This is a genomic window from Terrabacter sp. Root181, assembly GCF_001428505.1.
In the GTDB taxonomy this organism is placed as follows: Bacteria; Actinomycetota; Actinomycetes; order Actinomycetales; family Dermatophilaceae; genus Terrabacter.
Map to the genome: position 1 here is coordinate 249,866 of NZ_LMHU01000009.1, position 10,103 is coordinate 259,968.

The 10,103-nt window shown below is 71.6% G+C and carries 9 protein-coding genes and 1 tRNA gene; 5 read left to right on the forward strand and 5 right to left on the reverse strand.

The annotated features are described in order from the left end of the window. The first annotated feature begins 240 nt into the window (after positions 1-240). Positions 241-1,485, forward strand: coding sequence for an MFS transporter (locus ASD90_RS19400; RefSeq protein WP_056760049.1), 1,245 nt, complete (start codon positions 241-243; stop codon positions 1,483-1,485). A gap of 255 nt (positions 1,486-1,740) precedes the next feature. Here the strand turns inward: ASD90_RS19400 and ASD90_RS19405 are convergent, their stop codons facing one another. The 3 genes from ASD90_RS19405 to ASD90_RS19415 all read right to left on the reverse strand — a co-directional run bounded on the left by ASD90_RS19405 (position 1,741) and on the right by ASD90_RS19415 (position 4,391). After that, a complete protein-coding gene (locus ASD90_RS19405; protein ID WP_056760051.1) occupies positions 1,741-2,217 on the reverse strand; it encodes a GNAT family N-acetyltransferase in 477 nt (158 codons plus the stop codon). After that, entirely contained in the window at positions 2,214-3,353 is a 1,140-nt protein-coding gene (locus tag ASD90_RS19410) for a hypothetical protein (RefSeq protein WP_056760053.1), read from the reverse strand. The genes ASD90_RS19405 and ASD90_RS19410 overlap by 4 nt, the downstream gene beginning before the upstream one ends. 468 nt (positions 3,354-3,821) lie before the next feature. Further along, positions 3,822-4,391: a dihydrofolate reductase family protein gene (locus ASD90_RS19415; protein ID WP_056760055.1), complete on the reverse strand. Its 570-nt coding sequence runs from the start codon at positions 4,389-4,391 to the stop codon at positions 3,822-3,824. Between ASD90_RS19415 and ASD90_RS23835 the strand changes: the two genes are divergently transcribed. After that, positions 4,360-4,587: a hypothetical protein gene (locus ASD90_RS23835; RefSeq protein WP_162260220.1), complete on the forward strand. Its 228-nt coding sequence runs from the start codon at positions 4,360-4,362 to the stop codon at positions 4,585-4,587. The two genes, ASD90_RS19415 and ASD90_RS23835, sit on opposite strands and share 32 nt — an antisense overlap. 663 nt (positions 4,588-5,250) lie before the next feature. Here ASD90_RS23835 and ASD90_RS19420 read toward each other — a convergent pair. Further along, a complete protein-coding gene (locus tag ASD90_RS19420; RefSeq protein WP_056760057.1) occupies positions 5,251-6,240 on the reverse strand; it encodes an aldo/keto reductase in 990 nt (329 codons plus the stop codon). 148 nt (positions 6,241-6,388) lie between these two features. On the opposite strand from ASD90_RS19420, the gene ASD90_RS19425 reads away from it, so the two are divergent. Together ASD90_RS19425 and ASD90_RS19430 are read left to right on the forward strand one after the other, a co-directional pair. Next, the gene (locus ASD90_RS19425; RefSeq protein WP_056760058.1) at positions 6,389-7,309 is read left to right on the forward strand and encodes a helix-turn-helix transcriptional regulator; all 921 of its coding nucleotides are present in this window, start codon (positions 6,389-6,391) and stop codon (positions 7,307-7,309) included. A 285-nt stretch (positions 7,310-7,594) separates the two neighbouring features. Beyond that, complete coding sequence (locus tag ASD90_RS19430) at positions 7,595-8,296, forward strand: peptidylprolyl isomerase (protein WP_056760060.1); 702 nt, start codon at positions 7,595-7,597, stop codon at positions 8,294-8,296. 350 nt (positions 8,297-8,646) lie between these two features. On the opposite strand, the gene ASD90_RS19435 is transcribed toward ASD90_RS19430, so the two are convergent. Continuing rightward, positions 8,647-8,723, reverse strand: a tRNA-Thr gene (locus ASD90_RS19435). Between the two features lie 281 nt (positions 8,724-9,004). Between ASD90_RS19435 and ASD90_RS19440 the strand changes: the two genes are divergently transcribed. Next, the gene (locus ASD90_RS19440) at positions 9,005-9,931 is read left to right on the forward strand and encodes an NADP-dependent oxidoreductase (RefSeq protein WP_200958663.1); all 927 of its coding nucleotides are present in this window, start codon (positions 9,005-9,007) and stop codon (positions 9,929-9,931) included. Positions 9,932-10,103: the final 172 nt, after the last annotated feature.

The window sequence follows — 10,103 nt, forward strand, 5'->3', positions numbered from 1 at the left end:
CGGCGCGTGACGACACGGACGGCGCGTGACGACACGGACGGCGCGTGACGACACGGACGGCGCGTGACGACACGGACCCCGCCTGACGACACGGTCGCTCCCGGCGGGGCCGTCGGCGTTGACCGGGCCGTGGCTCGCGACGCCCTACACTGGAGGTGCACAGGGATCTGGCGTGACCTGTTGGGCGGGTAGGCACGCACCGCTGTCGCGCACCCCGCGACCAGATCCGGAGCGTCCCTCGTGTCACCCATCGACTCGTACCGTCACCTCTTCGGCCTCACCGGCCGGACCTACATCGTCGTCGCCTTCCTGGCCCGCATGCCGCTCGCGATGAGCCAGCTCGGCACCCTCCTGCTCGTGTCGACCGCCACCGGGAGCTACGGCGCCGGCGGATTCTGCGCCGGCGCGCTCGCCGTGGCCAACGCCGTCGGAGCGCCCTTCTGGGGCGCCCGCGCCGACCGGCTCGGCCAGCGCCGGGTCGTCGCCCTCCAGTCCCTCGCCGGGGCCGCTGGCCTGGTCGGCATCCTCCTCGTGGTCGACGCCGGGCTCCCGTGGGGCGTGGCTGCCGTCGCGAGCGCGGTCGCGGGACTCCTCCTGCCGCAGATCGGCCCGCTGGCCCGCGTGCGCTGGCGCCCGATCACAGCCGACACCGGGTCGCGTCAGCACCGCCTCGTCGACGCCGCCTTCTCCTACGAGGGCGCGGCCGACGAGGCCTCCTTCGTCCTCGGACCGGCGCTCGTCGGACTCGGCGTCTCGGTCGCCAGCCCGACGGCTGCCCTGGCTCTCGCCGCCGCCGGCCTCGCGGTCTTCGGCACGTGGTTCGCCCTGCACGAGACCGCGGCCGTCACGCACGCCGCGACGTCGAGGGCCACCGGCGCCGTCGGACGGCTCCTGACCCCCGCCCTCGTCGTCCTGTGCGCCGCGCAGCTGCTCGTCGGCGCGGTCTTCGGCTCGGTCCAGACCGGCACGTCGGTCCTCGCGACGAACGCGGGCTCCCCCGGCCTCACCGGCTACTTCCACGCCCTGCTCGGGGTCGGCAGCGTCATCGCGGGTCTCGCCGTCGCGGGGCTGCCGGCACGGTTCGCGCTGTCGGCTCGGCTGCGGTGGTTCGCGGTCGGCCTGCTCGCCCTCTCGGCCCCGCTGCTCCTCGTCGGGTCGCTGACCGCGCTCGTCCCCGTCCTGCTCGTGCTCGGCCTCACCGTCGCGCCCTACATGATCACGACGTTCACGCTGGGCGAGCGCGTCACGCCGCCGTCGCGCACGGGTGCCGCGATGACCGCGCTCGCCGCGGCCACCGGGCTCGGCTACGCGCTCGGCGCCGCTCTCGCCGGCCGCCTGGCCGACTGGGGCGGACACACGCCTGCGTATGCCGTCACGGTCGGCGCCGGGGCCGCCGCGGTCCTCGTGTCGTGGGGCTCCCGCCGGGTTCTCGAGCGGGCTCAGTCCCATCGGTCGCACCAGCCCGAGCCCGCCGCGACCTCCTGAGCCGAGACTGGCGGGTGCGCGGTCGCACCACGAGTGCGGGCTCGACCCAGCAGTGCGCGGTGCGCCGCGCACCTGGAAACTGAGCGCGCACCTCTGGCACGACCGCGCACGTCCCACCACCCCGGCGCCGCGGCCCCCAAACGACGCGAACCAGCCCCCGAACCCGACCACGTCGGCGCCGCGGCCCCCAAACGACGCGAACCAGCCCCCGAACCCGACCACGTCAGCGCCGCGGCCCCAGAACGGAGCCGCGCGTCAGCGGTCGAGGCGGAGGCGCATCGCGGACCAGGCGGTCGGGGCGAATCCGAGCTCCTCGTAGAGCCCCGCCCCCTCCCCCGTCGCGAAGAGCTCGACGACCGTCGCGTCACTCTCGTCACGCAGCCAGTCGAGGACACCGACGACGCAGGCCCGGGCCAGCCCCTGTCGGCGAGCCCGGGGCTGGGTCGCCACGTTGTTGACGAGGCCCCAGACGCCGTTCGGGTTGACCGGCGACGGGGTCTCGAAGCGCAGCCCGCCCATGGCCCCGGCCACGACCTGCCCGTCCGCGTCCACGGCGACGACGACGCAGGCCCGGCCCCCGTCGAGCTCCCGTTCGAACCACGCGGTGGCCGCCTCCCGCCAGCCCGGGTCGTCGACGCCGCGCACGCCCATCGCCGAGAACATCAGGGCCCGCAGCTCGACGACGGCGGCGGCGTCGGCGGCGGTCGCCCGCCGCGTCGTCCACGCGCTCATCGGAACCCGCCCGCGGTGAAGGCGGGTGCCAGTGGCACGTCGGCGGCGGCATACGTCGTCTCGACGGCACGGGCCAGTCGTCGCGCGACCTCGGCGAGCTCCGGCAGGGCGCGTCCGCCGGCGGCGGTGCGCATGAAGCGCAGCACGCGGTCGGGCATGCGCGGCATCGGCCTGACCGGGTTGACCCGCTGGGGCTCGCCGGCGACGAGCGGGCCGAGGCACCAGCTGCCCGCCAGCCAGGCCCACCCCTCTGTCGCGAGGTCGAGGTCGTGGTCGAAGTCGGCGCCGCGCACGTCGGGCCACTGGACCGCCACCGCGTCGCGCCATTCCTCGAGGGCCGTCCGCGCGGCGGCCTCCTCGAGCGACCAGGCGCACCAGCACGTCGGCCACGGCACGCTCAGGTAGGCGGCGTCCCACGCGATCGGGCGCCACAGCGCGAACTCGAAGTCGAGCAGGACCAGCCCAGCATCCCCGACGAGGTTGTTGTCGGGGCACATGTCCGCGGCCGAGAGGCTGCTCGCGTCGACGCGGAAGCGCGAGGGCAGGGCGGCGAGCACGTCGAAGGTGCCTTCGGGGACGGCCACACCGAGGGCTGCGGCCAGCCGGGTCCACTCGGAGGCCGCCTGGGCGAGCTGACCGGGGAGGTAGTCGACGTCGATCGGCTCCGCCGAGCGGGCCCGGACGCCGGCCTCGAACTCGTCTCGCACGTGGTGCCCGGCCAGGTGCAGCCCGGCCACCGCCGCGGCCCACCCGGTGAGCGTGGTGGCGGCGAGCTCTGCGTCCGCGCCGAGCAGGGAGTCGGCGAGGTGGGTGCCGTCGCCGAGGTCTCCCATGACGACGAGGCGCGGGTCGTCGGACTCCGCCACGAGGGTGGGCGTCTGCGCGACGCCCGCCAGCGCCTCGAGGGCCGAGGCCTCCCTCGCATACGCCTCCCGTCCCTCGTCGCCGAGGTAGCGCTTCACCACGAACGAACGGTGGGAGGCGTCGGCGGCGTCGGCGGCGCGGACGACGAGGGTGCGGCGGCTGCCCGGGAAGGGCTCACCGATCGCCCGCAGTCGGGCGCCGACGAGGCCGGAGGCCACCTCGAGCGTCTCGGCCAGGACGTCCGGGCTCAGCTCCCGCAGGGTCGCGCTCACCGGGTCACTGTGCCAGACCCACCGTCCCCGGAGCGCGAGGAGGGGCCGGCCCCGTGTCTCCGCTGCCGGCGGGGCACAAAACCCCCATTGAGGATCATTACGAAACTTCTCCACCCAATCTCGCCGAAAACGCATACAAGGGCCTACAGCTTCATTACTGTCACACCTGTAACACCCCCACGGCTGGCACGCACCCCCCCATCCGCACCAGCCTCGAAGGAGCCCGTCCTGCGCGCGCAGGTGGGCTCCTTCGTCATTCCCGGGCGTATGCCGTCACCGTCCTCCGCGGGTCCGATCCCCTCGCCGCGGGGGTACGGCGAAGGCCCCGCCTCCTGCTACGAACGCAGGGGACGGGGCCCGGAGCCGTTCTGTCCGCACGGTTGGGTCGGTCCGAACCCTCCCACGCATCAGGCGCGAGAGCCGTCGTTCCGTCGCGAGGCAGCGGCCAACGTGCGAGGACACGTCACGTCAGGCCGTGACTCGCGCGGGCCGGTATCGCAGGGCGACCGCCCCCGACCGGAACTCATGGCGATCCACGAGCTCGAGCTGGATGCGCTCGCGCAGACCGGCGAGCAACGTCGGCCCGTGTCCGGCAAGGACCGGCTGCACCAGGAACACGTACTCGTCGATCAGTCCCAGATCTGCCAACGCCAGGGGAAGCGTCACGCCACCCACGAACAGGCCCTCGCCCGGCTCCTGCTTGAGCCGCTGCACCGCTTGCCCAACGTCGCCTCGCACCAGCTCGGCATTCCAGTCGACCCCGCTCAGCGTGCTCGACACGACGTACTTCTTCGTCCGGTCGATGGCCTCGGCGAACGGGATCTCCCACTCATCCATCCAGTCGGGCCACGTGCCCGTGGCCGGCTGCCGCCACGCCGACTCCATCATCTCGTAGGTCACCCGGCCGAACAGCAGAGCATCGGCTCGTTCCATCTCAGCGGTCCAGTAGCGCATCGACTCCTCGTCGGGGGGCAGCCCTGCCTCGTGATGGCAGCAGCCGTCGAGCGTGACGTTGATCGAGTATCGAAGTGGTCTCATCTCGTTGCTCTCCCTTGATGCGCGCACCGCGTTTCATCGGACCGTACTCGAACTGCGGTCGGCGCCATTTTCCATCGGCGCGCCCGATCCCACCTCCTCGACACCGTCGTGGTGCGAACCGGACCCGGACCGAGCGCGCGACCGATTCGGCGATCTGCTCGGTGCGTGGTGGCGGGAGTGCGCCAAGCGCAGTTGACGGACACAGATGAACACCCGAAAGCGTCACGCCCCCGGGCAGAGGCCCGTGCCGGCTGGCAGCGCCCTGCTCAGTCAGGCGGTTCAAGCATCTGAACAGCAGAAACGCCCCCGGGCAGAAGCCGGGGGCGTTGCTGGAGCCGCTTATCGGAATCGAACCGATGACCTAGTCATTACGAGCGCTTTGAGCCACTCATGCGACGTTCCGCAACCACCCGAATCACAGTCCACCGGCGTCCATAGACGACCGCTCCCATACGCAGCGATGGATGGCCAGTTAGATGTACGAACGCGAGCCCTGGACGGCTCAGGACGCGCCGCTCAGCACGCGCGACGCTCGCGACCCAACTCCGTGCATACGCGGCGGGTGATCACCTCTCGGCGGCAATAGCGGAGGGCTGCGCCGACCCGAGTTCAGGCCCAGGGTGCGCTGCAGGCCAGTTCCCACTGTCGTTGATTGGCCTCGTTGAGCTGGGGTGTCGTCAGCCAATGCTCAGCATGCCCCTCGGCGTACATGTCCGGCCACGGCTGCTCGCCCGCTCGGTGCTCTGGTCAATGACCTCTCCGGGGTCCATCTCGCCGGCCAGAAACGCCTTGAGCACCCTCCCACTGGTAGTCGGGGTACGGGTGGAAATCCCTGCGCATGTCGTAGAGCGGGTGGGCGTCACCGGTCGATCGACGCCATGTTGACGTCGTCGTGCCGTGCTCCCGCCGCGGGCTCCAGCGCTTCAAGGCGCGCGATCTGGCCGGTGGTGAGCTCGATCGCGTCGGCGGCCGTGTTCTCCTCCACACGGGCGACGCGGCGGGTGCCGGGGATGGGCGCGATGTCGATGCCGCGCGTGAGGATCCACGCGAGCGCGGTCTGCGCCGGGGTGGCGCCGATCTCGGCGCCGATGGCGGTGACCTCGTCGACTAGCGCGACGTTGCGCTGGAAGTTCTCGCCGACGAACCGCGGGTTGGTCTTACGCCAGTCATCGTCGGCGAAGTCGTCCACGGTGCGGATCTGGCCGGTGAGGAGGCCGTGGCCGAGCGGCGAGTAGGGCACGAAGCCGATGCCCAGCTCGCGCAGCAGCGGCAGGATCTCCGCCTCGACGTCGCGGGTCCAGAGCGAGTACTCGGTCTGCAGCGCCGACGCAGGCTGCACGGCGTGGGCGCGTCGGATGGTCTCGGGCGACGCCTCCGACAGGCCGAAGTGCAGCACCTTGCCCTCGGCGATCAGGTCGGCGACGGCCTGTGCGGTCTCCTCGATCGGCGTCGACTGGTCCACCCGGTGCTGGTAGTACAGGTCGATGTGGTCGGTGCCGAGGCGTCGCAGCGAGCCTTCGACGGCCGCCTTGACGCTCGCGGCGCTGCTGTCGATCTTGCCGGGCTGGGGGTCGGTGCCGGGGTGGTGGGAGACGAGGCCGAACTTCGTGGCGAGCACGACCTGGTCGCGCCGGCCGGCGATGGCGCGTCCGACGAGCTCTTCGCTGAGGAAGGGTCCGTAGATCTCGGCGGTGTCGATGTGCGTGACGCCGAGATCGAGGGCTCGGTGGATGGTGCGGGTCGACTCGTCGTGGTCGAGTGCGCCCTCCGACGTGTAGGTGCCGGCCATGGTCATGGCACCGAGGCCGATGCGGGAAACCACGAGGCCTCCGAGGTGTGCGGTCTGCATGAGTGCTCCTGTGGGTGGATTGGGTGGGCGACGCGGTTGTGGTCCCTCCAGCCAGAGAAGCAGCAGACGAGAAGCCATGGCAGTCCCTGTCGTGGGGGCCACTGAGAGGGACCCCAACCTTGGCTTGGGCTCTCCTACAGTTGATGACGTGACCGCACCGGACCCGCGCCCCCGAGACGCCGTCAGGGCTGAGATTCGGGAGTTCCTCAGCACCCGTCGAGCCAGAATCACGCCCGAGCAGGCCGGCCTGCCGACTTACGGCGACGGCCGCCGCCGGGTGCCCGGACTTCGACGAGAGGAGGCCGCCCTGCTTGTCGGAGTCTCCCCGCAGTACTACGTCCGCCTCGAACGAGGCGATGCCACCGGCGTGTCCGAGAGCGTCATCGACGGGATCGCCCACGCGCTGCGCCTCGACGCCGCCGAACGGGCGCACCTGCTCGATCTCCTCCGCACCGCGGGCACGCCAGCACGCGCGACGAATAGGCGACCACCGGCGCCCACCTGGGTTCGCCCCACCATCCAACGTCTGCTCGAGGCGATGCCGACCGTGCCGGCAGTCGTGCTCAACGGGCGCCTCGATGTGCTCGCTGCCAACCCCCTGGGCCGGGCCCTGTTCTCGCCCTGGTACGACACCGACGAGCCCGTGAACAACGCCCGCCTGGTCTTCCTCGACCCGCGCGCGACCTCCCTGTTCCGCGACTGGGAGACCGTCGCGAACGACACCGTCGCCCTCTTGCGTGCCGAAGCCGGCCGCAGCCCCTACGACCGAGGGCTCTCGGACCTGATCGGTGAGCTGTCCACACGCAGCGAGGACTTCCGGCTCCGCTGGGCCGCCCACGACGTCCGCATCCACAGCACGGGCGTCAAGAAGCTGCACCACCCAATCGTTGGCGACCTCGACCTGCCCTTCGAGTCACTGCCACTCGAGCCCGGCGCCAGCACCAGCCTGGTCACCTACCTCCCCGAGCACGGCACACCAACCCACGACGCGCTAGCCCTACTCGCCAGCTGGGCCGCCAGCGAGCCGCTCCCCTCTCACGGCGCACCGGCCGACCAGCAGCGACCCTGAACCAGCACTGAGCGCCGCCAGACGTCTCGATCGCTTCAGCACCGGCCCGGCCAAGCGGTCGCACGCCAGCGACCCGGGGCGGCGAGCCACCTGCGCTCGGCGGCACGATCGGGCGAGCGTAGCCGTCCTCAGTGCGGCATGATCGGATGTCGCGACGGCCGGCTTGGACGCGGACGGTCCGGTATCGGGAGGGGAGCCTCGTGGACGCGTATCAACCGTGGTCGCTCGCGCAGCGTCTAGGTTCTGTGCATGTCCAGGGAGAAGTGGGGTCCAGTCCGTAGCCTCATGTTTGCCGTGTCCCTGGTCGTCCTCGGCTGCATCGTCGTCGCCTGCTTTGCGTTCGTGATGTACCTGAACTCCGGCCCGAAGAAGCACCTAGGGGCCTCGGACCTCACGCCGCGTCCAGTGACGTGCGGAGCGCCCCGTGCGCTGCCGACTGACCACCCGACCTTCACGGCCGCGCCGCCCGGGAGCGCCGCACAAGGCAGCACATGGGACGTCTCGCTATCGACGACGTGCGGCGACGTCCGCATCTCCTTGGATGGACGCGCCGCCCCACGCAGTGTCGCGTCATTCGTGATGCTTGCCCGAGCCGGGTACTGGGGGGACAGCGTGTGTCGCCGGTTGACGACACTGCGGGCTCCAACGCACTTTCTGCAGTGCGGCGACCCGTCCGGCCGCGGCACGGCGGATCCCGGGTTCTCCCTGCCTCTGGAGAACGTCCCCCAGGACCGCACCTACCATCTCGGAGACGTCGGGCTGGCCCGCGGCGATCGCGCGGCCGCGACAGCCGGCGAGTTCTTCATCGTGCATGACACGTTCCAGGTCCCACCGGGAGGCCAGCTGTACTCCGTCGTGGGACATGTCTCCTATGGGCTCGAGGTGGTCGACTTCATCGCCCACCGAGGTGGCAAAGACCAACGGCCGGACGGGCCGCCGCTGCAGCCGGTCAGCGTTCTCGGCGTCGCTGCGCGACCGATTCTGTGACGACTGAAGCGGCGGCGCGTTCGAACGCAGCGACGGAGACGCCGCGCGAACCGAACTAGCCCTCATCAGCAGATCCAGACGCTCACGAACGCCCTCGAACGCCCTCGAACACTGCCGGCCTCCCCCAGTCCGCCTGCCCAGGTCAGACTCAAGGTCGGATCGGAGGCTTAGCCCGGCTGGTGGTGCGCGGCGCCGGGAGTGCGCCAAGCGAAGGTAGATGGACATAGATGGTCACCCGGAGGCAATCCGCCGCCGAGCGGAGCCCCGCCGGGCTGGCAGCGTCCTACTCAATGAGGCAGTTCAAGCCTCTGACCAGCAGAAACGCCCCCGGCAGAAGCCGGGGGCGTTGCTGGAGCCGCTTATCGGAATCGAACCGATGACCTATTCATTACGAGTGAATCGCTCTGGCCGACTGAGCTAAAGCGGCTGGTCGTGAGGGCCGCGACGAGTGCGACCGGACACGGAGGTTGAGTATACGCACGACCCCTGCCGGAGAAAAATCGCGCCCCGGCCACCCCGGCAGGGCCGGTCCGGACGCCGCCGAAGCACCCTGCCGGCGCCTGGGAATGCCGCGCCGACCGCCGCGACTTGTCCTTGGGGAGACCGCGAGACCGGGCGCCCGCGCGACCTGCTCACCACCCAGCCCACGACCGGCACGACCCAGGAGGACCACGGATGACCGACACGACCCAGACGACGACCCCGACGATGCGCGCCACGACCTACGAAACCTACGGCGGCCCCGAGGTGCTGGCCCTCACGGAGCAGCCGCAGCCCAAGGTCGGCCCCGGCGAGGTGCTCGTGCGCGTCCGTTCGGCGTCGGTCAACCCGGTCGACTGGAAGCTCATGTCGGGCGGCCTCGACGCCGTCATGGACGTCCGGTTCCCGGTGGTCCCGGGCTGGGACGTGTCCGGGGTCGTCGAGGCCGTCGGCTACGACACCCCCGAGTTCGCCCCCGGCGACGAGGTGCTTGCCTACGCCCGCAAGGACTACGTCCACGGCGGCACGTTCGCCGAGCTCGTCAGCGTGCCGGTGCGAGCCGTCGCCGCCAAGCCCGCGTCGATGTCGTGGGACGAGGCCGCCGGCCTGCCCCTCGCCGGCCTCACCGCCCTACGTCTGCTCACCCGCCTCGAGGTCGGCGAGGGCGACACCGTGCTCGTGCACGCCGCCGCCGGTGGAGTCGGCTCGCTCGCGGTGCAGATCGCCCGGTCGCTCGGCGCCCGGGTCATCGGCACGGCCTCGGAGCGCAACCACGATCGCCTGCGCGAGCTCGGGGCCGAGCCGGTGGCCTACGGCGACGGTGTGGTCGAGCGCGTCAAGGCGCTCGCTCCGGAGGGTGTCGACGCCGTCGCGGACTTCGTGGGCGGTGTCCTCGACGTGACGACCGCCGTGCTCGCCGAGGGCGGTCGTCACGCGTCGATCGCCGACGGGTCGGTCGCCGGGGCCGGTGGGCACTACGTCTGGGTGCGCCCGGACGGCTCCGAGCTCACCCGCCTGACCGAGCTGGTCGAGCGGGGCGATCTGTCGGTGCCGATCGCGCGCGCCTTCGCGTTGGAGGAGCTGGCGGACGCGTTCCGGCTCAACCAGGAGGGGCACACGGCGGGCAAGATCGTCGTCCGGGTCTCGATTGACTGACCGGGCCGAGCCCTACCGGCGCGGACGAGCCCTACCGGGCGGACCAGCCCACCGGGCGGACCAGCCCACCGGGCGGACCAGCCCACCGGGCGGACGCGCGTCGCCGGCCACCCGACATACGCCCTCGCCACCGTCGAACGGGCACCTTCCATCGGCAAGGTGCCCCCTCGAC